Origin of the sequence: Pseudomonas sp. OVF7 (assembly GCF_030644265.1) — a bacterium.
Taxonomy (GTDB): Bacteria; Pseudomonadota; Gammaproteobacteria; order Pseudomonadales; family Pseudomonadaceae; genus Aquipseudomonas; species Aquipseudomonas gorinensis.
Genome location: NZ_CP128996.1, coordinates 7124756 through 7150447 on the forward strand (window position 1 = coordinate 7124756; position 25692 = coordinate 7150447).

24 protein-coding genes are annotated in these 25692 nt (G+C 61.6%); 13 read left to right on the forward strand and 11 right to left on the reverse strand.

Features of this window, described 5'->3' with window-relative positions; genetic code table 11:
- Position 1: 1 nt before the first annotated feature.
- The 3 genes from QU606_RS32570 to QU606_RS32580 all read right to left on the reverse strand — a co-directional run bounded on the left by QU606_RS32570 (position 2) and on the right by QU606_RS32580 (position 2453).
- Positions 2-967, reverse strand: coding sequence for a 2-dehydro-3-deoxygalactonokinase (locus tag QU606_RS32570; protein ID WP_102623678.1), 966 nt, complete (start codon positions 965-967; stop codon positions 2-4).
- A 177-nt stretch (positions 968-1144) separates the two neighbouring features.
- Complete coding sequence (locus tag QU606_RS32575) at positions 1145-1471, reverse strand: DOPA 4,5-dioxygenase family protein (RefSeq protein ID WP_041161068.1); 327 nt, start codon at positions 1469-1471, stop codon at positions 1145-1147.
- A gap of 31 nt (positions 1472-1502) precedes the next feature.
- The gene (locus tag QU606_RS32580; protein ID WP_024072580.1) at positions 1503-2453 is read right to left on the reverse strand and encodes a LysR family transcriptional regulator; all 951 of its coding nucleotides are present in this window, start codon (positions 2451-2453) and stop codon (positions 1503-1505) included.
- Between the two features lie 103 nt (positions 2454-2556).
- On the opposite strand from QU606_RS32580, the gene betC reads away from it, so the two are divergent.
- From betC to QU606_RS32595, 3 genes are all read left to right on the forward strand, one after another.
- Positions 2557-4074 carry a choline-sulfatase gene (gene betC / locus QU606_RS32585; RefSeq protein WP_024072579.1) on the forward strand — a complete coding sequence of 506 codons (1518 nt, stop codon included), beginning with the start codon at positions 2557-2559 and terminating at the stop codon, positions 4072-4074.
- A 14-nt stretch (positions 4075-4088) separates the two neighbouring features.
- Complete coding sequence (choX, locus tag QU606_RS32590; RefSeq protein WP_024072578.1) at positions 4089-5003, forward strand: choline ABC transporter substrate-binding protein; 915 nt, start codon at positions 4089-4091, stop codon at positions 5001-5003.
- A gap of 314 nt (positions 5004-5317) precedes the next feature.
- Positions 5318-6886 carry a SulP family inorganic anion transporter gene (locus tag QU606_RS32595; protein WP_024072577.1) on the forward strand — a complete coding sequence of 523 codons (1569 nt, stop codon included), beginning with the start codon at positions 5318-5320 and terminating at the stop codon, positions 6884-6886.
- A 53-nt stretch (positions 6887-6939) separates the two neighbouring features.
- On the opposite strand, the gene aroE is transcribed toward QU606_RS32595, so the two are convergent.
- Together aroE and hemF are read right to left on the reverse strand one after the other, a co-directional pair.
- Positions 6940-7758 carry a shikimate dehydrogenase gene (gene aroE, locus QU606_RS32600; protein WP_168233014.1) on the reverse strand — a complete coding sequence of 273 codons (819 nt, stop codon included), beginning with the start codon at positions 7756-7758 and terminating at the stop codon, positions 6940-6942.
- Positions 7758-8690, reverse strand: a complete 933-nt coding sequence (hemF, locus tag QU606_RS32605; protein ID WP_024072575.1) for an oxygen-dependent coproporphyrinogen oxidase — start codon at positions 8688-8690, stop codon at positions 7758-7760. The genes aroE and hemF overlap by 1 nt, the downstream gene beginning before the upstream one ends.
- 176 nt (positions 8691-8866) lie before the next feature.
- Here hemF and QU606_RS32610 point away from each other — a divergent pair, with 176 nt between their 5' ends.
- Positions 8867-9844 carry an NADPH:quinone reductase gene (locus tag QU606_RS32610; protein ID WP_277378922.1) on the forward strand — a complete coding sequence of 326 codons (978 nt, stop codon included), beginning with the start codon at positions 8867-8869 and terminating at the stop codon, positions 9842-9844.
- Positions 9845-9948: 104 nt separating this feature from the next.
- Here QU606_RS32610 and QU606_RS32615 read toward each other — a convergent pair whose 3' ends face one another.
- The 3 genes from QU606_RS32615 to QU606_RS32625 form a co-directional block, all read right to left on the reverse strand.
- On the reverse strand, positions 9949-10506 hold the full coding sequence (locus tag QU606_RS32615) for an L-threonylcarbamoyladenylate synthase (protein ID WP_024072573.1): 558 nt from the start codon (positions 10504-10506) through the stop codon (positions 9949-9951).
- 54 nt (positions 10507-10560) lie between these two features.
- Positions 10561-11655: a DNA-processing protein DprA gene (gene dprA, locus QU606_RS32620; protein WP_024072572.1), complete on the reverse strand. Its 1095-nt coding sequence runs from the start codon at positions 11653-11655 to the stop codon at positions 10561-10563.
- A 63-nt stretch (positions 11656-11718) separates the two neighbouring features.
- Positions 11719-12495 carry a peptidoglycan-binding protein gene (locus QU606_RS32625; RefSeq protein ID WP_304998005.1) on the reverse strand — a complete coding sequence of 259 codons (777 nt, stop codon included), beginning with the start codon at positions 12493-12495 and terminating at the stop codon, positions 11719-11721.
- A gap of 135 nt (positions 12496-12630) precedes the next feature.
- Between QU606_RS32625 and def the strand changes: the two genes are divergently transcribed.
- The 5 genes from def to QU606_RS32650 all read left to right on the forward strand — a co-directional run bounded on the left by def (position 12631) and on the right by QU606_RS32650 (position 17193).
- Positions 12631-13137: a peptide deformylase gene (gene def / locus QU606_RS32630; protein ID WP_024072570.1), complete on the forward strand. Its 507-nt coding sequence runs from the start codon at positions 12631-12633 to the stop codon at positions 13135-13137.
- A 69-nt stretch (positions 13138-13206) separates the two neighbouring features.
- Positions 13207-14160 (forward strand): methionyl-tRNA formyltransferase, encoded by a 954-nt coding sequence (gene fmt / locus QU606_RS32635; RefSeq protein ID WP_069077290.1) that lies wholly within the window; start codon positions 13207-13209, stop codon positions 14158-14160.
- Positions 14157-15467, forward strand: a complete 1311-nt coding sequence (gene rsmB / locus QU606_RS32640) for a 16S rRNA (cytosine(967)-C(5))-methyltransferase RsmB (protein ID WP_304998006.1) — start codon at positions 14157-14159, stop codon at positions 15465-15467. Before fmt ends, rsmB begins: the two co-directional genes overlap by 4 nt.
- Positions 15468-15489: 22 nt before the next feature.
- On the forward strand, positions 15490-16863 hold the full coding sequence (trkA, locus tag QU606_RS32645) for a Trk system potassium transporter TrkA (RefSeq protein WP_024072567.1): 1374 nt from the start codon (positions 15490-15492) through the stop codon (positions 16861-16863).
- Between the two features lie 18 nt (positions 16864-16881).
- On the forward strand, positions 16882-17193 hold the full coding sequence (locus tag QU606_RS32650) for a tetratricopeptide repeat protein (RefSeq protein ID WP_024072566.1): 312 nt from the start codon (positions 16882-16884) through the stop codon (positions 17191-17193).
- 74 nt (positions 17194-17267) lie between these two features.
- Here QU606_RS32650 and QU606_RS32655 read toward each other — a convergent pair whose 3' ends face one another.
- Together QU606_RS32655 and QU606_RS32660 are read right to left on the reverse strand one after the other, a co-directional pair.
- Positions 17268-18155: a lysophospholipid acyltransferase gene (locus tag QU606_RS32655; protein WP_017848962.1), complete on the reverse strand. Its 888-nt coding sequence runs from the start codon at positions 18153-18155 to the stop codon at positions 17268-17270.
- Positions 18156-18195: 40 nt separating this feature from the next.
- Positions 18196-18753: a DNA-3-methyladenine glycosylase I gene (locus tag QU606_RS32660; RefSeq protein ID WP_304998007.1), complete on the reverse strand. Its 558-nt coding sequence runs from the start codon at positions 18751-18753 to the stop codon at positions 18196-18198.
- 81 nt (positions 18754-18834) lie between these two features.
- On the opposite strand from QU606_RS32660, the gene glyQ reads away from it, so the two are divergent.
- The 4 genes from glyQ (at position 18835) to QU606_RS32680 (ending at position 23231) form a co-directional block, all read left to right on the forward strand.
- Positions 18835-19788: a glycine--tRNA ligase subunit alpha gene (gene glyQ, locus QU606_RS32665; RefSeq protein ID WP_003213601.1), complete on the forward strand. Its 954-nt coding sequence runs from the start codon at positions 18835-18837 to the stop codon at positions 19786-19788.
- Positions 19785-21839, forward strand: coding sequence for a glycine--tRNA ligase subunit beta (gene glyS / locus QU606_RS32670; RefSeq protein WP_024072563.1), 2055 nt, complete (start codon positions 19785-19787; stop codon positions 21837-21839). Before glyQ ends, glyS begins: the two co-directional genes overlap by 4 nt.
- A complete protein-coding gene (gmhB, locus tag QU606_RS32675) occupies positions 21839-22378 on the forward strand; it encodes a D-glycero-beta-D-manno-heptose 1,7-bisphosphate 7-phosphatase (RefSeq protein ID WP_172831391.1) in 540 nt (179 codons plus the stop codon). The genes glyS and gmhB overlap by 1 nt, the downstream gene beginning before the upstream one ends.
- Before the next feature lie 82 nt (positions 22379-22460).
- Positions 22461-23231 (forward strand): 1-acyl-sn-glycerol-3-phosphate acyltransferase, encoded by a 771-nt coding sequence (locus QU606_RS32680; RefSeq protein ID WP_024072561.1) that lies wholly within the window; start codon positions 22461-22463, stop codon positions 23229-23231.
- 181 nt (positions 23232-23412) lie between these two features.
- On the opposite strand, the gene QU606_RS32685 is transcribed toward QU606_RS32680, so the two are convergent.
- A complete protein-coding gene (locus QU606_RS32685; protein WP_024072560.1) occupies positions 23413-25692 on the reverse strand; it encodes a CHASE2 domain-containing protein in 2280 nt (759 codons plus the stop codon).

Here is a 25692-nt window from a genome sequence, read left to right on the forward strand (position 1 = left end):
GTCAGGCCTCCAGGGCAGGTTGAATGAGCCCGGCCGCCAGCGCCAGTTGCCATAGGCCGCGCTCGGTGGCTTCCTGCGCCAGGCTGACGTGGGCGAAGTCGCAGAGCGCGAGGGCGCGTTGATAGCGGGCACAGAGTGGCGCGGCACCGACCAGGATGATCGGCGTGTGTTTGGCGCCAGCCGGCAAGCCAGCGAGTTCATGACCGATCAGCAGGCCGGAGAGGTAATCGGGTTGCTGCTCGGCGCCGAGTTCGGCGGTCAGCCCCAGGGTGCGTGCACTGAACAAGGTCGACAGCACCCCGCGCTGGCCGTCCGACGAGCGCGCAACCTGCACGCCTCGGTCGAAGGCGTCGGCCTGGAAATGCTCGGGGGTCTTCTGGGTGCGGCCGAGAATGCTGTGCTTGCTCAGCACCGCGAACAGCTCGCCGGTCATGAAGGTGTCGAAGTGGGTGATGCAGCCGTCGGCGACCTCGACCCATTTGGAATGGCTGCCGGGCAGGCCGATCAATAACTCACCACCGGCCCGCAGGTGTTGCAGCACGCCCAGCACCTGGGTTTCTTCGCCGCGCATCACATTGGGCAAGCCGACCTGTTCGATAACGCCGGGCACGATATACACATCCACCCCGCGCAGGCTGCGTACGCGGTGCAATGCCTGGCCCAGGCTGGCGACATCGACAGGGGTATTGCGATAGGCCGCCTCGCTCCAGCCCTGGGCGCTGCCGACCATGCCACAGGCAATGACCGCAAGGGTCGGTTGAGCATCGAGCCAATCACCGCAGGCGGCATCGAATGCCAACTCGAAGCCATTGCTGCAGCGTGTGCCAGCGATGTCCCGTGGCTCAACAGGCAAGTGCATGATCCCGAACGCCAGCGAGCGCTGTTCGAGCACGACGCCAGCCGGGCCAAGTTTATAAGCACGAAGGGAGCTGGTCCCCCAGTCGAGCGCGATCAATTGCGCCTGCATCGCTTCACCTGAAATGAGTGGGTGCTGAAAAAAGCAGATGGGCGAATATAAACCTATGCTGGCGAATATCTCAATATATAAATATCAGTCCCATATAGTGAGACAAGGCAATGTGAATCCCGAGACTTCCGCGCCTGGTAACAAGCAGGAAGAAATCGGTTTATCGGGGAAGGGAAGTTAAAAACCCGACAGATCCAGCTCGCGCATCGCGCCCATCCAGATCGCGTAGTCGGTGTGGTCCTTCAGGTCATTGCCGGTGTCCGGGTGCAGGAACACCACCAGGCCATTGCGATTGAGCGCCAGCCACGGCAGCACCACACCGATGTATTCCGGGTCGAACGCCAGTTGGCAGCTCCAGTCCGGGTGCGGGCCGACCGGCCGCTCATGCACACGGCCCATGTGCAGCGGGAACAGCCTGGCGGCGTCCTCACAGAACTGGCGCGCCTGGTCAAGGGTGCTGGCGTCGAAGTAGACATGGGCGTGATAGCCCTTGATACGTTGCATGGCGAAATCCGCGTCCAATGTGCGGCAAATCCTAGACCGCAATCGACGGCAGGGCCAGCCCGGTCAACGACTGTGCGCTGCTCGCCTGTTCCGCCAGCAACCAGTCGACAAAACGCTCCACCAATTGGCCCCGACGTTTGCGCTGGGGTTGCACCACGTAATAGCCGAAGCGCGAGATCACCGTGTCGCTGATCGGCCGGCACAGCCACTTCTGTTCCAGCAGGTTATCGACCAGGTGACGCCAGCCGATGGCCACTCCCTGGCCAGCAATCGCCGCCTGGATCAGCAGGGTGTAGTTATCAAAGCGCAATTGGCCAGGGGTCGGAGCCCGGGTAATGCCCAGCTCGCGAAACACGCCGCTCCAGTCGAACCATTGGCTGTTGTTTTCCTGGCGCAGGTGCAGCAGGGGATAGTCCGGCAAATTCTGCACCGTCAATGGCGTGGCCTGGTCCCTGAGCCACTGCGGGCTGCACACGGGGAACACTTCTTCGTTGAACAGCCACAGGCTGTCGCCCTGCTTGAAACGGCCATCGCCGAATAACACTGCCACGTCGATGTCGCTACGCAGGGTCGCATGGTTGCGCTCACTGGTGACCAGGCTCACATCCACCTGGGGGTTGGCCGCGTGGAAGCGATGCAGGCGCGGCATCAGCCAGTAGGCGGCGAAGGCGAAGTCGGTGGCCACTTGCAGCACTTCATGCTGGTCCTGCTGGGTGATCACGCTCAGGCCGTGATTGATGGCTTGCAAACCGCCTTGCACATGCTCGAACAGCAGGGCGCCGGCATCGGTCAGTTCGATGCCACGGTAGATGCGATCAAACAGGCGGATCGCCAGTTGTTCTTCGAGACGCTTGATCTGTTGGCTGATGGCGGGCTGGGTAGTGCCCAGCTCTACCGCGGCAGCAGTAAAGCTGCGATGGCGCGCCGCCGCCTCGAACGCACGCAGCAGGTCGAGGGATACATCGCCGAGGGCTTCATACATAAGCTGTGCTTATCCTAGACATTGCCTTTCATGGGCTTTACCCCATTCTGCATGGGCTGCATGCTCATTCGCATAAACACCGCCTATGGAATGCCGAAGACCCATGAAGCGCAAGAACATTCTTTTCATCATGGCCGATCAAATGGCCGCGCCGCTGCTTCCGTTCTACGGATCTTCCCCGATCAAACTGCCGAACCTGAGCCGCCTCGCGGCGCAAGGCGTGGTGTTCGACGCCGCCTATTGCAACAGCCCGCTGTGTGCACCGTCGCGCTTTACCCTGGTCAGCGGCCAGTTGCCGAGCAAGATTGGCGCCTATGACAACGCGGCCGATTTTCCCGCCGATGTGCCGACCTACGCCCACTACCTGCGTCGCCTGGGCTACCGCACCGCGTTGTCGGGCAAGATGCATTTCTGCGGCCCGGACCAGTTGCACGGCTACGAAGAGCGCCTGACCAGCGACATCTACCCGGCCGACTATGGCTGGGCGGTGAACTGGGACGAACCCGACGTACGACCCACCTGGTACCACAACATGTCATCGGTGCTGCAAGCCGGCCCGTGTGTGCGTACCAACCAGCTGGATTTCGATGAAGAGGTGGTGTTCAAGGCCCAGCAGTACCTGTTCGACCATATCCGCGAGGCCGGTGACCAGCCGTTCTGCCTGACCGTGTCGATGACCCATCCTCACGACCCGTACACCATTCCCAAGCCGTTCTGGGACCTGTACGACGACAGCGACATCCCTTTGCCTGCGACGCCCGCCCAGGCCGATCTCGACCCGCACTCCCAACGCCTGCTCAAGGTCTACGACCTGTGGGACAAGCCGCTGCCGGTAGACAAGATCCGCGACGCGCGCCGTGCTTATTTCGGCGCATGCAGCTACATCGACAGCAATGTCGGCAAGCTCCTGCAAACCCTGGAAGACACCGGCCTGGCCGACGATACGATCATCGTCTTCTCCGGCGACCATGGCGACATGCTTGGCGAGCGCGGCCTCTGGTACAAAATGCACTGGTTTGAAATGGCCGCGCGCGTGCCGCTGCTGGTCAGTGCACCGGGGCAGTTCGCGGCGGGTCGCGTGACCCAGGCTGTCTCCACCGCCGACCTGCTGCCAACCCTGGTGGAACTGGCCGGTGGCGAACTGGACGCGCGCTTGCCGCTGGATGGCCGCTCACTGGTCCCGCACTTACAGGGCAAGGGCGGGCATGACGAAGTGTTCGGCGAATATATGGCCGAAGGCACCATCAGCCCGCTGATGATGATTCGCCGTGGCGCGTACAAATTCATCTACAGCGAAGACGACCCGTGCTTACTGTTCGATGTGCAAAACGACCCGCACGAGCGGGAAGACCTCAGCCAGTCACCGGAACACCGACCACTGTTCGAGGCGTTTTTGAGTGAAGCGCGGGCCAAATGGGACATCCCGGCGATCCACCAGCAGGTGCTCGCCAGCCAACGCCGTCGTCGCCTGGTGTTCGAGGCGCTGACCCAAGGCAAGCTGAAGAGCTGGGATCACCAGCCACTGGTCGACGCCAGTCAGCAATACATGCGCAACCATATCGACCTCGATGACCTGGAGCGCAAGGCACGTTATCCACAACCCTGCCAAACTAATAAATAGACAGAGGGAAGGCCATGCAAAAGTTGACTGCGGTAGTGGGCATGTTGGTGCTGAGTAGCGCCAATGCGTATGCGGACACCAGCTGTGACACGGTAAAAATGGCCGATCCGGGCTGGAGCGACATTGCCGCCACCAATGCCATCACTGGTTTTCTGTTGAACGGCATGGGCTACAAGGTCAAGGTCGACACCCTGGCGGTGCCGATTACCTTTGGCGGGCTCAAGGACGGCCAGGTGGATGTGTTCCTGGGTAACTGGATGCCGGCGCAGCAGGGCTTCTATGACAAGTTCGTGGCCAATGGCGAGGTGGTGCAACTGGCGAAAAACCTCGACGGTACCGAGTTCACCCTCGCCGTGCCGGACTATGTGTGGGACGCCGGGGTGCATGACTTTGCCGACCTGAACAAATTTGCCGACAAGTTCGACAAGAAGATCTACGGGATCGGCTCCGGTGCGCCGGCCAATATCTCGTTGCAGGAAATCATCAAGAAGAATGACTTCGAGCTGGGCCAGTGGAAGCTGATCGAGTCCAGCGAACAGGCAATGCTCGCCGAAGTGTCACGGGCCGTGAAGAAACAACGCTTCGTCACCTTCCTCGGCTGGACACCACACCCGATGAACGTGCAGTTGAAAATGCACTACCTCAAAGGCGGCGAGAAATACTTCGGTGACACCGGCAGCGTGTATACCCTGACCCGTAAAGGGTATGCACAAGCCTGCCCGAATGTTGGAAAGCTGCTGACCAACCTGAGTTTCACCCAGGAGATGGAGAACAGCATCATGGCTGAGGTAGTCAACAACAAGGTCAGCAACGCGGATGCGGCGAAGACGTGGCTCAAGACCAACCCGGCAGTGCTGGAAAAGTGGCTCGATGGCGTGAAAACCGTGGATGGCCAGGATGCGTTGCCAGCGGTAAAAGCCAAACTCTAGATGACACCTCCGCCCTTTGGAGAGGGGCCTCGTGACAGGCTTGCTTGCTCTGACAAGCTGACTTTCTGTGGCAAACGAGCTTGTTGTGGTGATCGGGCTTGTTGTGGCGAGCGGGCTTGCCCCGCGTTGGGCTGCGCAGCAGCCCCAGTGAAGGCCGCGCAATCCTAACCGTGGGATCTGGAGCGTCTGGTTTTGGGGCCGCTTCGCGCCCCAACGCGGGGCAAGCCCGCTCGCCACAACAAGCCCGATCACCACAACAAGTCCGCTCGCCACAACCTGATAATCTGCCCCGAACCTTTCTATCCGAGTTTGCGATGCACAGGCCCAACCGCCACACACTCTTCCCCTTCCTGAGCTGGCTGCCGCGTCAAACCCGAGCCAGCGTCGGTCGGGACGCGATGGTCGGGCTCAGCGGCGCCGTCCTCGCCTTGCCGCAGTCGATTGCCTACGCCCTCATTGCCGGTCTTCCCGCCGAATACGGCCTGTACGCCGCAATTATCCCGGTACTGATCGCCTGCCTCTGGGGCTCGTCCTGGCACTTGATCTGTGGCCCTACGGCGGCGATTTCCATTGTGCTGTACGCCAGCGTCAGCCCGTTGGCCGTGCCCGGGTCTCAGGACTACATCACCCTGATCCTGTTGCTGACATTCCTGGCCGGGCTGTTCCAGTGGTTGCTGGGCATGCTGCGCTTTGGCGCGCTGGTGAACTTCGTCTCGCATTCGGTGGTGCTGGGTTTCACCCTGGGCGCCGCCGTGGTGATTGCCCTGGGGCAGTTGCCTAACCTGCTGGGCCTGGATTTGCCGAGCCAGGCCACGGCAATCAATAGCCTGCTCGCACTGATCCACCATAGCGGCGAATGGGACCACGCATCGCTCGCCCTCGGGCTCGGCACTTTGCTGGTGGGCGCGTTGCTCAAATACCTTGTGCCTCGCTGGCCAACGCTGCTGATCGCGCTGGCCTTGGGTAGCCTGGCGGCATGGCTGTGGCCGGGGATGTTCGGGCATGTGGCGCGGGTCAGCGCGTTCATCGGCAAACTGCCGCCGTTCAGCCCGTTGCCGCTGGATCCGGACATGATCCTGCGCCTGCTGCCCAGCGCCGTTGCGGTGGGCATGCTGGGGCTGGTGACCAGCCTGTCGATTGCCCGTTCGCTGTCAGCTCGCTCGCAACAACTGCTCGATGCCAACCAGGAAGTTCGTGCGCAGGGTTTATCCAATATCGTTGGTGGATTTTTCTCCGGGTATTTGTCAGCCGGTTCCTTCACCCGCTCTGGCCTCAGCTATGAGGCGGGCGCCTGTTCGCCGTTGGCAGGGGTGTTTTCCGCCTTATGGGTGGCCTTGTTTGCGCTGTTCGGCGCCGCACTGATCGCGCATATTCCGATCCCAAGCATGGCCGCCAGCATCTTGCTGATTTCCTGGGGCCTGGTGGATCGTCGGGGTATTCGCGCGTTGTTCCGCGTGAGCCGGGCAGAATTCGTAGTGATGAGCCTGACCTGCGTCGCCACCTTGCTTCTGGAGTTACAAACGGCGATTTATGCGGGGGTGTTGGCGTCGTTGTTTTTCTACCTCAAGCGCACGTCCCAGCCACGGGTTCAACAATGGCGTGACGGGGACGAAGATGTGTTGCGCGTCGGCGGGTCGATTTTCTTTGGCGCCAGCCATTACCTGCAAGTGCGCTTGCAAAGCTTGCAGGGTGTACGGGTAGTGATCGAGGCGCAGCAGATCAACTTTATCGACTATTCCGGGGTGGAGATGCTGCACCAGGAGGCGCGTCGCTTAAGAGGGCTGGGGCGTAGCCTGACACTGCGCCGCGCCAGGCCGCAGGTGGTGGAGGAGTTGAAAAAACTGGAAGGGGCCGACCAATGCCCCATCCATTTTGAAGACTGAATACGGTTAAACAGGTGGGATGGGGCTTGCCCCCTCCCACAGTTTGTTGAGTGTCAGGCCAACTGGCGGCGCAACTCGGCCAACACCGGCGCCGAATCCGGCCGCACACCACGCCACAGGAAGAACGCTTCCGCCGCCTGCTCCACCAACATGCCCAGGCCATCCATCGCCACTGCCGCGCCCTGTTGGGTGGCCCAGTGGCAGAACGCGGTCGGTTCCTTGGCGTACATCATGTCGTAGCAAAACGTCTTGCCCGGCTCGATCAAACTACTGGCAATCGGCGGTACATCGCCTGACAGGCTGGCGGACGTGGCATTGATGATCACGTCCACCGGCTCACGCAGCCAATCGAAACCACTGGCAGACACCGGGCCCAGGTCGTCGAACAATTCGGCGAGCATTTCAGCTTTTTCCACCGTGCGGTTGGCGATGATCAATGAGGCAGGTCGCTCGGCCAGCAATGGCTCCAATGCGCCACGTACCGCACCACCGGCGCCGAGCAACAGGATGCGTTTACCTTGCAGGCTCAACCCGGCGTTGACCGTCAGGTCGCGCACCAGGCCGGCGCCATCCGTGTTATCGCCCAGCAAGCTGCCATCGGCCAGCTTGCTCAAGGTGTTCACCGCGCCGGCACGCTCGGCGCGCTCGGTCAGGGTGTCGGCCAGGCGGTAGGCGTCCTCCTTGAACGGTACGGTGACGTTGGCACCACGGCCATGCTGGAAAAACTCACGGGCACAACCGATGAAATCCTCCAGCGGCGCGAGCAAGCTGCTGTAGTCCAGTTGCTCGCCGGTCTGCTCGGCGAACATGCGGTGAATCAACGGCGACTTGCTGTGGCCGATGGGGTTGCCAAACACCACATAACGATCCATCAAACCGCCGCCTTAGGCGTAGCAACGCCGAGCCAGTCGCGGTCTTGCAGGAAGTAATCGGTAAGGCGCGCTTCTTCGCTGCCGGCCTCGGCTTTCCAGTCGTAGCTCCAGCGCACTTGCGGCGGCAGCGACATGAGGATCGATTCGGTACGCCCACCCGATTGCAGGCCGAACAGGGTGCCGCGGTCGTAGACCAGGTTGAACTCCACGTAGCGACCACGGCGGAATTCCTGGAATTCACGTTGTTGCGCGGTATAAGCCATGGCTTTGCGACGCTGCACAATGGGCAGGTACGCATCGATGTAGGCGTCGCCGATGGCGCGGATAAAAGCGAAGCAGGTGTCGAAGTCCCATTCGTTCAAGTCATCGAAGAACAGGCCGCCAATGCCGCGCGGTTCGTTGCGATGCTTGATATGGAAGTAGGTGTCACACCAGGCTTTGTAGCGTGAATACACATCCGGGCCAAACGGCGCACAGGCCTGCTCGGCGACGCGGTGCCAGTGGATGCAATCTTCTTCGTTGCCGTAGTAGGGCGTGAGGTCAAAACCGCCACCAAACCACCACACCGGTTCTTCGCCTTCTTTTTCGGCGATGAAGAAACGCACGTTGGCATGGGAAGTCGGCACATGAGGGTTGTGCGGGTGGATCACCAGCGATACGCCCAGGGCCTCAAAACCGCGACCGGCCAGCTCGGGGCGGTGCGCGCTGGCGGACGGTGGCAGGCCGCTGCCAAACACGTGGGAAAAATTGACGCCGCCTTTTTCGATCACCGAACCGTTTTCGATCACACGGGTGCGACCGCCGCCGCCGGCTGGCCGGGTCCAGGCGTCTTCGATAAAACGAGTGTCCGCCTCGAAGGTTTCCAGGGCGCTGCAAATGCGGTCTTGCAGGTCAAGCAGGTAGGCTTTTACAGCCTCGGTGCGGGTAGTCATGGCATCACCTTGAATCGGGCAAAGCTACGCGAGGCCATGCGGCGTCGGCGGCAAATGGGCGCACAGGATACCACTGCACCTGCATACCACTGCACTTAGGTGCGTCGCTGTTGACGAAGATCAAGCTTAGGAGTCCGATAGGGGGCTACGCGATTTCGACCTCAGGAGAAGTGCAGATGGCCAAAAGAATCCAGTTCAGCGCCCACGGCGGCCCTGAAGTACTTGAATATGTGGACTACACGCCGGCTGAGCCAGGACCGCAGCAGGTTCGAGTGCTTAACAAAGCCATTGGCCTGAACTTCATCGACACTTACTACCGCAGCGGGTTGTATACGCCGCCGGCCCTGCCATCGGGACTGGGTGCGGAAGGCGCGGGTATCGTCGATGCGGTGGGCAGTGAGGTCACCCAATTCAAGGTCGGTGACCGCGTGGCCTACGGCAGTGGCCCACTCGGCGCCTACAGCGAATTGCACGTGCTGCCCGCCGCCAACCTGGTGCACCTGCCGGACGACATCAGCTTCGAACAGGCCGCCGGCGCCATGCTCAAAGGCCTGACCGTGCAGTATCTGCTGCGCCAGACCTATGAGTTGAAGGGGGGCGAAACCATCCTGTTCCACGCCGCTGCCGGTGGCGTGGGTTCCCTGGCGTGCCAATGGGCCAAGGCCCTGGGTGTGAAGCTGATCGGTACCGTCAGCTCGCCGGAGAAAGCCGCACTGGCCAAATCCCTGGGCGCCTGGGAGACCATCGACTACAGCAAGGAAAACGTCGCACAACGCGTGCTGGAATTGACCGACGGCAAAAAGGTGCCCGTGGTGTACGACGGCGTCGGCAAGGACACATGGCTGACCTCATTGGACAGCGTGGCGCCACGCGGTCTGGTGGTGAGCTTTGGCAATGCCTCGGGCGCGGTGGATGGGGTGAACCTGGGGATACTCGCAGCCAAAGGCTCGCTGTACGTGACGCGGCCAACCCTGGCGACCTACGCCAACAATCCGGCGAACCTGCAGGTGATGGCGGATGATCTGTTTTCGATGATCAAGAGCGGCAAGGTGCGCATTGATATCAACCAGCGCTTCCCGCTGGCGGAGGCGGCGAAGGCCCAGACCGAGTTGTCGGCGCGGCGCACCACGGGGTCGACCATTCTGTTGCCTTGAGGGCCTCTTCGAGGGCGAGCCCTCTCCCACATTTGAACCCTGTCCGTCATGACACCACGGTCAAATGTGGGAGGGGGCTTGCTCCCGATGGCCGCGACGAGGTCTCAAGAAGGCCGCACCACCTCACCGGTCGCCAAATCGCGAATCAAGCTGGGGTTCTTGCGCCCACCCAGGGCGCCCCCCAATACCAGGTCGACCTGGCCACGGAAATACTGCTCCACCCGGATCCGCGTACGCGCCGCCGGGCGCCCTTGGGGGTTGGCCGAGGTCGAGATCAGCGGGCCCACCAGCGCGCACAAATCCCGCACCAACGGATGATCGCTGACCCGCAACGCCACGGTGTCATGCACACCCGTGACCCACTCCGGCAGCAAATCCTGGTGGGGTACCAGCCAGGTATTCGGCCCCGGCCAGGTGCTGGCCATGCGGTCGATCCATTCCTGCGGGAAATCTTCGAAGAGAAAATCGAACTGGCGGATAGTGTCCGCCACCAGGATCAGGCCCTTGTCCACCGAACGGTTCTTGATCGCCAGCAGTCGGTCCACTGCGTCTTCGTTCCACGGATCACAGCCCAGGCCCCAGACCGCCTCGGTTGGATAGGCAATCACCGCGCCTGCGCGAATTTCTCGTGCGGCTTCCAGCACACGCCACCTGTTGACCATTGCTCACTCTCCGGACTAAAGCTCTGCGCAGTTTACCGATCTTCGTTACAAAACCTAGCAGCGCGCGAGCCAGCGCCCACTTTCACAGATCACCTGACCTTCCAGCTCCAGCTCGGTCAGGGTAGCCAGTAGCTCTGGCAAGGGGCGCCCGCTGGCAATCGCCAAGGCTTCGCTGGTGTGGGGCGCCGCATGCAGCAACGCCACCAGCGGATGAGTGACCGGCATCGGCGCGGGGCGCGACAACGCCTGCCAGCCGCGCAAACCTTCGAGGATGTGCTCGATGGTTTCCACCAGCACCGCGCCGTCGCGGATCAACTGGTGACACCCCTTGGCCCCGGGATGGTGGATGGAGCCCGGGATCGCATACACCTCGCGCCCTTGTTCGGCCGCCAGCCGTGCGGTGATCAGCGAACCGCTGGCCATGCTGGCTTCCACCACCAGCACACCGAGGGACAGGCCGCTGATAATGCGGTTGCGCCGAGGGAAATTACCGGCCTGGGGCGCGGCATCGAGTGGAAACTCGGAAACCACGGCACTGCCCTGGGCAATCATCGCCGCCGCGAGCCGTCGGTGGCGCTGTGGATAAAAGTTTTCGAGCCCGGTGCCCAGCACGCCAATTGTCTGCCCACCAACATCCAATGCCGCTTGATGCGCCGCACCGTCAATGCCCAGGGCCAGGCCACTGGTGATGACAAAACCGGCGCTCGCCAGGCTGCGGGAAAAGGCGGCGGCAGTGTCCATTCCAGGGCGCGAAGCGCGGCGGCTGCCGACCACGGCCAGCTGTGGTTTTTCCAGGATAAAAGGGTCGCCAGCAACGAATAACAGCGGCGGTGCATCGTCGATCTCGGCAAGCAGGGCGGGGTACTCAGGTTGGTCCCACATCAGCAAATGCTGGGCCGGGTGCCCCAGCCACGCCAATGCCGCACTGGCACCATCGCGGACTTCGTGGCTCCGCCGGGCATCGCCACTGATGGCCGGCAACCCCAGGGAACGCCAGGCACTGGCGGGCGCGCTGAGCGCCTTCGAGGCGCAGCCGAATGCCTCGATCAATAGGCGAAAACGCTTTGGACCCAGTTCCGGCAACCTGTGCAAGCGCAGTCGCGCTTCCAGTTCGGACGGGGAAATTTCACTGCGGTTTATCGGAAACATCGGATCATCCTTGACCGGAACAAGCTGTGGATAACTCTGTTGGTAACTTATTTAGCAGGCTATTTATTGCGTTTGACGGGCAGTCTCGAAACGGTCCATCACGGCCAATGAACGCGAAGCGCTGAGGACCAAGCCATAACTGAGCTTTTCATAGGTGCGAAACACCAGCAGGGTGCCGGCGCGCTCATCGGGAAGTGTCACGGATGCGCCCGTCAGGACGTCGCGTACGCTGGCACCGGCTTTGATCACCGTTAGCAGATGGCCTTCGACCAGACCATCGCGGCGGCCTCTGTTCAAGGTCACGGCGTCCAGCACGCCAATCTGGCTCACGGCCTTGGGAATATCGATGATTTGCCCCTGGATAAAGGGCGTCGCCGTTGGCGTCTCCAGGTTGGCCAGTTCAACGGGTGGCTGGTTGCGCAGCAGGCGGTCGCCGGGGCGCACTTCCTGGGTCACCCGTTGCACAGCCAGGGTGGTGAGGTCGCCGGCCATCATGAAGCGTGCGGTGCCGATATCGTCGGCATTGATACCCAGCCATTCCTGGGTTTGGGGGTCGGTGTAGACCTTGCCCCGGCGAAAGATCCCATAGCTGGGCTGGGTCGGATCCAGGTCGCCCCTGGCATGCACGCGCTCGCCACTGGCGCCCAACACTCGCCCCGCGTCTGCCGCGACAATGTACGGCGCGTTGTCCAGGTCCTGGGGCGAATCGAGAATACGGTTATGTAACAAAAAACGCTGGATGGCCTGTTGCGTGGCGGGGTCCAGGCGCTGGCCGGACGGTGGCAGCAAGGCCATTGCGAAGGGGGCCCACAGCAGTAAGACGAGCAGCGATTTCCTCATGGGGTGAATCTCCTTTATTATGTGCGTTCGCGTGAAATGCCTTGGCCTTCGCGGCTTTCGAACGTTTCACACCGGCTGCCTGGGTCCGTCCCGACGCCGATTTGCCTCTACCTCACATGTGCAGCAATTACGCTTATGGCTATTTTGAACATCCTCGAATTCCCCGACTCGCGCCTGCGCACGATCGCCAAACCGGTGGCCGTAGTGGACGACAAGGTTCGTCAGTTGGTCGATGACATGTTTGAAACAATGTATGAAGCCCCGGGCATTGGCCTCGCCGCCACCCAGGTCAATGTGCATCAGCGTGTCGTGGTCATGGACCTGTCGGAAGATCGCAGCGAGCCACGGGTGTTCATCAACCCCGAATTCGAGCCGCTGACCGACGAGATGGGCGAATACCAGGAAGGCTGCCTGTCGGTGCCGGAGTTCTATGAGAACGTCGAGCGCCCGCTGCGCGTGAAGATCAAGGCCCTGGACCGCGACGGCAACCCCTACGAGCTGGTCGCCGAAGGCCTCCTCGCGGTGTGCATCCAGCACGAATGCGACCACCTCAACGGCAAGCTGTTTGTCGATTACCTGTCCACGCTCAAACGTGACCGGATCAAGAAAAAGCTGGAAAAAAAGCATCGCCAGCAAGCTTGATGCCCTTCTTCCAAAGGCTTGCTGCGGCAAGCCTTTTTCTTTTGTGACTGCTTTTAACCGAGAACGCCCATGACCGAGCCACTGCGCATTGTTTTTGCCGGTACCCCTGAATTCGCCGCCGAACACCTCAAGGCGCTGCTCGCCAGCCCTTATGACATCGTCGCGGTGTACACCCAGCCGGATCGCCCGGCCGGGCGCGGGCAAAAACTGATGCCGAGCCCGGTCAAGCAATTGGCGCTCGAGCACAACATCCCCGTGCTGCAACCGCCAACCCTGCGTAACGCCGATGCCCAGGCCGAACTGGCCGCGCTGAAACCGGACCTGCTGGTGGTGGTGGCCTATGGCTTGATCTTGCCGCAGGTGGTGCTGGATATCCCGCGCCTCGGTTGCATCAATAGCCATGCCTCGCTGCTGCCACGCTGGCGCGGCGCCGCGCCGATCCAGCGCGCCGTGGAAGCGGGCGACAGCGAGAGCGGCGTGACCGTGATGCGCATGGAGGCGGGTTTGGACACCGGCCCGATGCTGCTCAAAGTCACCACCCCGATCACGGCCGCAGACACGGGTGGCAGCCTGCACGACCGCCTCGCCGAGATGGGCCCGCCCGCCGTGATCCAGGCCATTGCCGGTCTCGCTGCCGGAACCCTGCAGGGTGAGGTGCAGGACGACAGCCTGGCCACCTACGCCCACAAGCTGAACAAGGACGAAGCCCGCATCGACTGGAACCGCCCGGCTGTAGAGCTGGAGCGCCTGGTGCGTGCGTTCAATCCGTGGCCGATCTGCCACAGCACACTCAGTGGCGAAGCCTTGAAAGTCCTGGCCGCCACCCTGGCCAACGGCAAAGGCGCCCCCGGTGAAATCATCGGCGCCAGCAAAGAGGGCTTGTTGGTCGCCTGCGGTGAGCAGGCACTGTGCCTGACCCGCCTGCAATTGCCAGGTGGCAAGGCGCTGAATTTCAGCGATTTGTACAACAGTCGCCGTGAGAAATTTTCCCTGGGCACGATCCTCGGGGCGGTAGCCCAATGAACCCGCGTCTGGCCGCCGCCAAGGCCCTGGCCGCCGTGCTCAACGGCAAGGCTTCGCTGAACAGTTCGCTGCCCACCCAGCTGGATAAGGTCGAAGACCGTGATCGCGGTTTCACCCAGGACCTGGCCTTTGGCACCGCGCGCTGGCAGCCACGCTTGTCGGCGCTGGCGGCCAAGCTGCTGCAAAAGCCCTTCAAGGCGGCCGATGCCGATGTGGAGGCGCTGCTGTTGGTGGGCCTCTATCAGTTGCTCTATACCCGCGTGCCGGCCCACGCAGCCATCGGTGAAACCGTTGGTTGCGCCGACAAACTGAAAAAACCCTGGGCCAAGGCCCTGCTCAACGCCGTACTGCGCCGCGCCCAACGCGAAAGCGAAGCGCTGCTGGCCGAGCTGGAGCATGACCCGGTGGTGCGCACCGCACACCCGCGCTGGCTACAGAAATCCCTGAAAGCCTTCTGGCCTGAGCAATGGGAAGCCATCTGCGCGGCCAACAATGCGCACCCGCCGATGATCCTGCGGGTCAACCGTCGCCATCACAGCCGTGATGCGTATCTGCAATTGCTGACGAACGCAGGCATCAACGCCACGCCATGCGTGTACAGCACCGACGGCATTGTGCTGGAAGCGGCCACCGACGTGCGCAGCCTGCCGGGTTTCGCCGAAGGCTGGATCAGCGTCCAGGACGAAGCCGCGCAACTGGCCGCCGACCTGCTCGACCTGGCTCCCGGCCAACGCGTGCTGGACGCCTGCTGTGCTCCAGGCGGTAAGACATGTCACATCCTCGAAGTTGAAAAGGACCTGGCCGGTGTAGTAGCTGTCGATCTTGAAGCCAAGCGCCTGGTGCGCGTATGCGAAAACCTCGCACGCCTTGGGCTCAGCGCCGAACTGATCGCCGCCGACGGCCGCGACACCGCCACCTGGTGGGACGGCAAACCGTTCCAGCGCATCCTGCTCGACGCGCCGTGTTCCGCCACCGGTGTGATCCGCCGCCATCCGGACATCAAGCTCACCCGTCAACCCGACGACATCGCCGCCCTGGCCGTGCTGCAAGGCGAACTGCTCGACGCCCTGTGGCCGACCCTGGAGGTCGGCGGCATCCTGCTCTACGCCACCTGCTCTACGTTGCCCACCGAAAACACCGAGGTCATCGAGGCCTTCCTTGCGCGCACCAGCGGTGCGCGCGAACTGGACCTCGCCACGAGCGCCGGCATCAAGCAGCCCCATGGCCGCCAACTGCTTGCACAGCAAGGCGGACACGATGGCTTCTACTACGCCAAACTGATCAAGATTGCCGCCGCACGCGGCTGAATGGGTTTAAGGGAGTGACCGGATGAAAATCATCATCCTCGGGGCAGGGCAGGTCGGTGGCACGTTGGCCGAACACTTGGCCAGCGAAGCCAACGACATCACCGTGGTCGACACCGATGCCGAGCGCCTGCGTAACCTGGGCGACCGCCTGGATATTCGTACTGTGCAGGGCCGTGCATCGTTTCCTACGGTGCTGCGTCAGGCGGGTGCCGACGATGCCGACATGCTGGTCGCCGTCACCAACAGCGACGAGACCAATATGGTCGCCTGCCAGGTCGCCCACACCCTGTTCCATACCCCGACCAAGATCGCCCGTGTTCGCGAAGCTGCGTACCTGACCCGCGCCGGCCTGTTCGACAATGATGCGATCCCGGTGGACGTGTTGATCAGCCCCGAACAAGTGGTGACTCACTACATCAAGCGCCTGATCGAAATTCCTGGCGCCTTGCAGGTCATCGACTTCGCCGACGGCAAGGCGCAACTGGTCGCGGTGAAGGCTTACTACGGTGGCCCGCTGGTGGGCCAGCAACTGCGCCAGCTGCGCGAACACATGCCGAATGTGGAAACCCGCGTGGCGGCGATTTTCCGCCGTGACCGGCCGATCCTGCCCCAAGGCGATACGGTGATCGAAGCCGATGACGAAGTTTTCTTCATCGCCGCCAAAGCCAATATTCGTGCGGTGATGAGCGAAATGCGTCGGCTCGACGAGACGTATAAACGCATCGTCATCGCCGGTGGCGGGCAGATCGGCGAGCGCTTGGCCGAGGCGATCGAGAGCCGCTACCAGGTAAAAATCATCGAGATGAGCCCGGCACGCTGCCGGCATTTGTCCGACACCCTCGACAGCACCGTGGTCCTGCAAGGCAGCGCCTCGGACCGCGACCTGTTGATGGAAGAAAACATTGCCGACGCCGATATCTTCCTGGCCCTGACCAACGATGATGAAGCCAACATCATGTCTTCACTGCTGGCCAAAAGGCTGGGGGCCAAGAAGGTGATGACCATCATCAACAACCCGGCCTACGTCGACCTGATCCAGGGCGGCGATATCGACATCGCTATCAGCCCGCAGCTGGCCACTATCGGCACCTTGCTTGCCCATGTGCGCCGTGGCGATATCGTCAGCGTGCACTCCCTGCGCCGAGGCGCCGCGGAAGCCATCGAGGCGATTGCCCACGGGGATTCGAAGTCGAGCAAAGTGATTGGCAAAGCCATTCGGGATATCGGCCTGCCACCGGGCACGACCATCGGCGCGATCATTCGGGATGAAGAAGTGATCATCGCCCACGACGACACGATGATCGCCACCGGGGACCATGTGATCCTGTTCCTGGTGGATAAGAAACATATCCGCGATGTGGAGAAGCTGTTCCACGTGGGGTTGAGCTTTTTCTGATTAACCGGAGTGACCGACATGCTCGAATCCCTGGAAAAAATGCTCGCCAAGGGTGTGGATAACGCGCTGCTGCGCTTTGGGCTGGGCAAGGGCTATCTGGACTTGAAGGACAACGCCAAGGCGGCGGAGCATTTGCACAAGTGTGTCGAGTTCGATCCGAAGTATTCAGCGGCGTGGAAGCTGCTGGGCAAGTCTTACGCCGGATTGGGCAATCATCCGGCTGCACGACAGGCCTGGGAGAAGGGCATTGAAGCGGCACAGGCCCATGGCGACAAACAGGCCGAAAAAGAGATGGCGGTATTCCTGAAAAAACTCGACCGCCAGGCTTGAGCGGAACTCAAATGTGGGAGGGGGCTTACCCCCTCCCACATTTGGTTTTGTATTGGCCTTGGGTCAGCGCTGGGTCAGTACCACCGCGCCTCACCCGGCGGGCGTTTCTTGAAGCGTTTCATGCTCCACATGTACTGGCTTGGGTAGGCGCCGACGTAACGCTCCACCACCTTGCTCATCGCCGCGCAGGACGTAGCAGTGTCGGTGCTGTACATGTCTTCCGGCGCCGCTTCCAGAATCACTTTGTAGCCCGAGCCATCCGGCAGGCGCAGCGCATGCAGGAACACACCGACGGCCTTATGGCCGGCGAGCATGTTCGGCACGAACTTGCTGGTCAGCGCCTGCGTAGCGAAGAACGGCACGAAGATCCCGGCGGATTCCGCCGGTTCAGGGTCGGCGGGGATGCCCACCTGGCCACCTTTGCGCACTTCCTTGATCACACTGAGGATGCCTTCCTTGGTGGAGGCGGCCACGCGGTTCCCCAGTTGCACGCGCTGCTTGCGTAATAAGTCGTCCACGGCCTTGAGCTTGGGCGGGCGGTAGAAAATGATCGGTTTGCACTGGCTGCAATAGAAATGGTTCAACACTTCCCAATTGCCCAGGTGGCTGGTGATACCGACTACACCTTTGCCTGAGGCCAGGGCTTCATGCAGCACTTCCAGGCCCTCGACCTCGCGCACCAGGTCGATGGAACGCTGCGCCGGCCAGATCCAGGCGCAGGCGCTTTCGGTCAAGGACTTGCCGATGTCCATCAGGCTGCGGCCCACCAGGCGCTCGCGTTCGGCCGGGTCCATGTCCGGGAAGCACTTGGAGAGGTTGATCCGCACCGTGTCGCGGGAGCGGTTGGGGGTTTTCCACATGATCCAGCCAATGGCCGAACCCACGGCTTGCACCGCGCGCCAAGGCAGCAGGGCAAACAACCGAAGAGCGCCTACCAGCAAGGCGCCTTTAAACTTTTCCACAGGTCACTCCTGATCGTGTGTAGTGCGCAAAGCGCGCATTCTAACCGGCGTTGGCCAGGTCCGCGTAACGGTCACAGTCCTGGGTGTGGTCCATGACCATGCCTGAAGCCTGCATGAACGCGTAGCAAATGGTCGGGCCGACAAAGGTGAAACCGGCTTTTTTCAGGGCACGGCTCATGGCCTCAGCCTCCGGCGTAATCGCCGGGACTTCGTTGCGGTCCTTGAAATGATTGATCTTGGGCACGCCGCCGACAAACGACCAGAGCAATCCCACGGGGTCCTCCAGCGCCAGCCAGGCCGCGGCATTTCGGCGGGTCGCGTTGAGCTTCAAGCGATTGCGCACAATGCCTGGGTCGAGCATCAACGCTTCGATCTCAGCGTCGGTCAGGCGCGCCAACCGCTGCGCATCAAAACCGAACAAGACCTTTCGATAATGCTCGCGTTTGCGTAAAACGGTGATCCAGGAAAGGCCCGCCTGGAACCCTTCGAGCAAAAGCAACTCGAACAAAACCTGCGCGTCGCGCAGCGGCGTTCCCCACTCCTGATCGTGATAAGCCATGTACAGCGGATCTTCAGAACACCAAAAGCAGCGTGGCATAAGGCTCCAGGGGATGGTGGCGCGGCCGAATCGGGTATACTCCCGCTCTTTAAATCGCAGCCCAAGTAACAGGTGAATTTCGTGAGCCAGCCTACGCCAGCCGTGCGTACCTTCCAAGACTTGATCCTCGCCCTCCAGCAATACTGGGCCGAGCAAGGTTGTGTGGTACTTCAGCCCTACGATATGGAAGTAGGCGCCGGCACTTTCCACACCGCTACCTTCCTGCGGGCCATCGGCCCGGAAACCTGGAACGCCGCTTATGTGCAGCCCAGTCGTCGCCCGACTGACGGCCGCTACGGCGAGAACCCGAACCGTCTGCAGCACTACTACCAGTTCCAGGTGGTACTGAAGCCGAACCCGGACAACTTCCAGGAGCTGTACCTGGGCTCGCTGAAACATGTCGGCCTGGACCCGCTGGTCCACGACATCCGTTTCGTCGAAGACAACTGGGAGTCGCCAACCCTGGGCGCCTGGGGCCTGGGCTGGGAAGTCTGGCTCAACGGCATGGAAGTGACGCAGTTCACCTACTTCCAGCAAGCGGGCGGCATCGAGTGCTACCCGGTGACCGGCGAGATCACCTACGGTCTTGAACGCCTGGCCATGTACCTGCAAGGCGTGGACTCGGTCTACGACCTGGTGTGGGCTGACGGCCCGTTCGGCAAAGTGACTTACGGCGATGTGTTCCACCAGAACGAAGTGGAGCAGTCGACCTATAACTTCGAACATGCCAACGTCGAGAAGCTGTTCGAACTGTTCGACTTCTATGAAAGCGAAGCCAAGCGCCTGATCGAACTGGATCAGCCGCTGCCGTTGCCGAGCTATGAAATGGTGTTGAAGGCCTCCCATACCTTCAACCTGCTGGACGCCCGCCGTGCCATCTCGGTAACCGCGCGTCAGCAATACATCCTGCGTGTACGCACCCTGGCGCGTTCCGTCGCCCAAGCCTACCTGCTGGCACGCGCCAAGCTGGGCTTCCCGATGGCAACCCCGGACCTGCGTGATGAAGTGTTGGCTAAGCTGGAGGCTGCACAATGAGTGCTCAAGATTTCCTGGTTGAACTGGGCACCGAAGAGCTGCCACCCAAGGCATTGAACACCCTGGCCGATGCGTTCCTGGCCGGTATCGAAAAGGGCCTGCAGACCGCCGGCCTGAAGTTTGCCGCGAAAAAAGTCTACGCCGCGCCACGTCGCCTGGCCGTGTTGCTGACCGCGCTGGAAACCCAGCAGCCGGACCGCAGCATCAACCTCGACGGCCCGCCACGCCAGGCGGCTTTCGACGCCGAAGGCAACCCGACGCAAGCCGCACTGGGCTTCGCCAAGAAGTGTGGCGTCGAGCTGAGCGAGATCGACCAGAGCGGCCCGAAACTGCGTTTCAGCCAGGTCATCAAGGGCAAGCCGACCGCCAGCCTGTTGCCGACGATCGTTGAAGACTCCCTCAACGACCTGCCGATCCCTAAGCGCATGCGCTGGGGGGCACGCAAGGAAGAGTTCGTGCGCCCGACCCAGTGGCTGGTGATGCTGCTCGGTGACCAGGTCATCGACTGCACCATCCTTGCCCAGAAAGCCGGCCGCGATTCCCGTGGTCACCGCTTCCACCACCCGCAAAGCGTACGTATCACCGCGCCGGCCAACTACCTCGATGACCTGCGTGCAGCGTACGTGCTGGCGGATGCCAATGAGCGTCGCGAGCTGATCAGCAAGCGCACCGAAGAGCTGGCCCGCCTGCAGGAAGGTACTGCCATCGTGCCGCCAAACCTGCTCGACGAAGTGACCGCCCTGGTTGAATGGCCGGTGCCGCTGGTGTGCTCGTTCGAGGAACGCTTCCTCGACGTGCCGCAGGAAGCGCTGATCACCACCATGCAGGACAACCAGAAGTACTTCTGCCTGCTGGACGTGGACGGCAAATTGTTGCCGCGCTTTATCACCGTGGCCAACATCGAGAGCAAGGACCCGCAGCAGATCATCGCCGGTAACGAGAAAGTCGTGCGCCCGCGCCTGACCGACGCCGAGTTCTTCTTCAAGCAAGACAAGAAGCAGAAGCTCGAAGACTTCAACCTGCGCCTGCAAAACGTGGTGTTCCAGGAAAAACTCGGCAGCGTCTACGACAAAGCCGTACGGGTTTCCAAGCTGGCGGCCTACATTGCCCCGCGCATTGGGGGTGACGCGGCATGGGCCGCGCGTGCCGGCCTGCTGTCCAAGTGCGACCTGGCCACCGAGATGGTGGGCGAGTTTCCGGAGATGCAAGGCGTTGCCGGTTACTACTACGCCCTCAATGACGGCGAGCCGGACGATGTCGCCCTGGCACTGAACGAGCAGTACATGCCGCGCGGTGCTGGCGCCGAGTTGCCGACCACCCTGACCGGTGCGGCCGTGGCCATCGCCGACAAACTCGACACCCTGGTGGGTATCTTCGGTATCGGCATGCTGCCTACTGGCAGCAAAGACCCCTATGCCCTGCGCCGGGCGGCGCTGGGCGTGCTACGGATCCTGATCGACAAGAAGCTCGACCTCGACCTGACCCAGGCCGTGGTGTTCGCTGTCGGCCAGTTTGGTGGCAAGGTCAAGCAAACCGGCCTGGCTGAACAGGTACTCGAATTCGTATTCGACCGCCTGCGTGCGCGTTACGAAGATGAAGGCGTGGACGTTTCGGTGTACCTGTCGGTACGTGCCCTGCAACCGGGTTCGGCGCTGGACTTCGACCAACGCGTACAGGCCGTACAAGCGTTCCGCAAGCTGCCGGAAGCCGATGCCCTGGCCGCCGTGAACAAGCGTGTATCGAACCTGCTGAGCAAGGCCGAAGGCCTGGGCAACGCCGATGTCGACCCTGGCCTGTTCGCCGATGCCAAGGAGTTTTCGTTGAACTCGGCTATCGCCAAGGCCGAAAACGCGGTGAAGCCGCTGATCGCCGAACGTAACTACGCCGAAGCCCTGGCACGCCTGGCCACCTTGCGTGAGCCGGTGGACGCGTTCTTCGAAGCGGTGATGATCAATGCCGAAGATGCTGGCGTGCGGAAAAACCGCTACGCCATGCTGGCGCGTCTGCGCGGCCTGTTCATCAACATCGCTGACATTTCCGTACTGGGCTGATCATGTTGAAACTGCTGATTCTCGATCGGGACGGAGTCATCAATTACGACTCCGACGCTTACATCAAGTCGGTGGCGGAATGGATTCCATTGCCCGGTTCGATCGAGGCCATCGCGCAGTTGAGCAAAGCCGGCTGGACGGTGGCCATTGCCACCAACCAGTCCGGCATCGCCCGCGGCTATTACGACATCGCCACACTGGACGCCATGCACGCGCGCTTGCGCACATTGGTGGCCGAGCAGGGCGGTGAGGTGGGGCTGGTGGTGTACTGCCCCCACGGGCCGGATGAGGGCTGCGATTGCCGCAAACCCAAGCCTGGCATGCTGAAAACCATTGCAGAACATTACAACGTGCCCCTGGCTGGGCTATGGTTCGTCGGGGACAGCCTCGGTGACCTGGAGGCGGCCAAAGCCGTCGACTCTCAGCCAGTTTTGGTTAAGACCGGGAAAGGCGAAAAGACCCAGGCGAAAAACCTGCCGGTAGGCACCTTGATTTTTGACGATCTGGCGGCGGTTGCCGCAGAACTTATCAACAACTAGCCGCCCTCGACTTCCTGACCAAGGACTGTTCGGGAGTGCGCTTTTAACAGGCGGGCGTTGTCCCGCAACGGTAAATGCCGCCATGTCGATTTTGCAGGCCATCAGAACCTTCTTCTTTTACCTGCTGTTGGGCACCAGCTCGTTTCTCTGGTGCACCCTGAGCTTTTTTATCGCGCCCTTCCTGCCGTTCAAGGCGCGCTATCGCTTCATCAACGTCTATTGGTGCCGCTGTGCGTTGTGGCTGACCAAGGTGTTCCTGAACATCCGTTTCGAGGTCAAGGGCGCGGAAAACGTCCCGGACCAGCCTTGCGTGATTCTGTCGAACCACCAGAGCACCTGGGAGACATTCTTCCTGTCGGCGTACTTCTCGCCCCTGAGCCAGGTGCTCAAGCGTGAACTGCTGTACGTGCCGTTCTTCGGCTGGGCCATGGCCATGTTGCGGCCGATCGCCATCGACCGTGACAACCCCAAGGCCGCACTCAAGCACGTGGCCAAGAAGGGTGATGAGTTGCTCAAGGACGGTGTGTGGGTGCTGATCTTTCCGGAAGGTACACGCGTGCCCTACGGTACCGTCGGCAAGTTCTCCCGGGGCGGCACCGCGTTGGCGGTCAATGCCCACCTGCCTGTGTTGCCCATTGCCCACAACGCCGGCAAGTTCTGGCCAAAGACCGGTTGGGCCAAGCGTGCTGGAACTATCACCGTGGTGATTGGCGAACCTATGTACGCCGAGGGGGAAGGGCCGCGGGCCATTGCCGCGCTGAATGACCGCGCTGCCGCGTGGAACGAAGCCCAGCAACGCGCCATGGGTTCGCTGCCACCGGAGCCGGTGGTGGTCGAGACGCCGGTGATTTGAGGTTCTGTGGATAACCTGTGTACGGATTGTTGGCAAATTGGCATTTTTACCGTCTAACAACCTGATTTAATTACATATTTCCCTGCATCATAAAATCCATAAAAACGTGCATAAGTTTTTTGCGCAGTAAAAAACCGGTCCTTGAGACCGGTTTTTTATACACAGCCGAATAGTACGTGGGTCAGTCTTCCAACAAGGGCAGTTGCAGGCTGAATGTGGTGCCTTTGCCTACCACGCTTTCACACCTGATAAGGCCACCATGGCGCTCTACAACGGCCTTGACCATGGTCAGCCCCAATCCAAGACCTTCACTGCCTTGGGCGGACTCGAAGCGCCGATACTGGCTGAACAGCTCGGGTAAATCTTCAGCGGCAATCCCCGGGCCCTGGTCGCTGATGCGGCATTCCAACCAGCCTTGTGCGCTGCTGTGTCTCAACCTTACCGTGGTACCGGACGGGGAATACTTGATCGCATTCTCCAGCACGTTGAACAACGAACGCGTGAGCAACGATTGATCGGCTGAAACCATGCCTTCGTCCGCCTCGTCGAGGTCATGGACCAAGTGAATGCCCTTGAGCTGCGCAATCAGCGCCACCTGGTCGAAGGCATCCATCACCAGCATGGCGAACAGCGTCGGCTGGAATTGGTAGCCGTCAGCTTCCGCCTTGGCCAATTGCACGAAGGACTCGGTGAGGCTCAAGGCGCGTCGAACCTGTTGCTCGATCTGGGCGAATACGGGCGACTCACCATTGTGCACATCCAACAGCGCGAGGATCGCCGAGTGGGGTGCGCGCAAGTCGTGAGAGAGGAAGCGCAGCATCGTCTCGCGGTGCTGCTGGGCCTCACGTTCCTTACTCAGGTCTGTCAGGCTCAGTAGCCATCCGAGTGCGACGTCACCGTCGGCGGGCAACAGCGGCGCAAGTTCCATTCGCAGGCTGCGTTGATGAATGTCGCGGAACTCGACGAGTTCGAGCGCCGCAAGCGCGGGTCGCACGCCGTTATGCAACGGTGGATACCCCAGGTCAGCGAGTTGTTCGAGAAGGTTTTCGCTGACCAGGTCATTACCGAACACATCGCGGGCGATGCGGTTAGCCAGCAGGATGTTGCCTTTGGGGTCGGTGATCAGCGTCGCCACCGGCAGGCACTCCAGGCCATCGGCCATAAAGCGGCGAGTGTCCCGCGTACGACCGACAGCTTGCTCAAGGGCGAAGATGCGCGCCTGCAACACATCCCCCTTGCTGGCCGGCGCACGACGGCGTTCGGGCAGTACTTTGGGTTCGTTATCCAGCCGCGCCAGTTCCCAGCCGAAATAGGCGAGGATCACACTCAGGCGGCGCCAATTCCAGATCAGGTAACTCAGCAGCAGGCCAATCAGGCAGGCTGCCGGCGACCACCAGTGCCCCAGGCGTAACAACGCCCAGGAACCGAGCAGCGCAACCGCCATGCAGCCCAGCGTCATCCACAATGCATAGCGCGGCCGGTACAGCAGCAGGCCGAGCAACAACGCCACCAGGAACGTCGCCATCGTTGCCGCCAACCAGCCAGGCAGATCGACAATGCTGCGCCCTTGCAGCAAGCCATTGAGCACGTTGGCCTGGATCTCCACCCCCGCGGTCGTGCCCACGGTGGAGGAGAGGGGTGTGACGAACCGGTCCCCCATCCCCGAAGCGGTAGCCCCCACCAGGATCAGGCGATTACGTAGCAGTTCGGAAGGGACTTCACCGTGTAATACGCTGACGTAGGACACGCTGGGAAAATGAGTGTGCGGCGCGATGAAAGGGATACGGATGGCGTGCTCGCGATGCCACGTTTGAGCACTTGAATCCTGGGGCTCCCCCGGCATGGCCTGGGCTTCGCCGCTCAACTGGTACGCCAACCACGCCAACTGCGCGGCGGTGGCTGCGGGCGGTCCTTCACGCATGTACAGGCTGCGCACCACGCCGTCGCTGTCCGCCTCAACATTAATATGCCCAACCCCCTTGGCGCATTTGAGCAGCGGCAGCATCTGCTCCCCTGGCTCGCTGTAGCTGGCGGTGCCCTCGCGCACCAGTGGCAACAGCACATTCCCCGCGTTGCACACTGCCTCGGCCAGGCGTTTGTCGTTGGCAGCGTTGCCGGGCTCGCTGAAGATCACATCAAACAGAATGCCTGCCGGTTGCGCGGCACTCAGGCGATCGATCAAGTCGGCGTGCAAGCTGCGTGGCCAGGGCCATTGGCCGAGCTTTTTCAAGCTCGCGTCATCAATTGTTACCAGCAAGATGCGTGGGTCAACGGGTAAGGGGGTAAGACGGCGCAGGCTGTCATACAACGGATTGTTCAGGGCGAGGCCGGGGCTCAAGGACAGATAGGCCGTGATCGGCAGCAACAGTAAACCGATCCACAACCACTCGCGGACCAACCCGTGGAACAGGCGTTGGGCATGGGTGGGTTGGCGTTTCTCGGCCTTGCGCCAGAACATCAT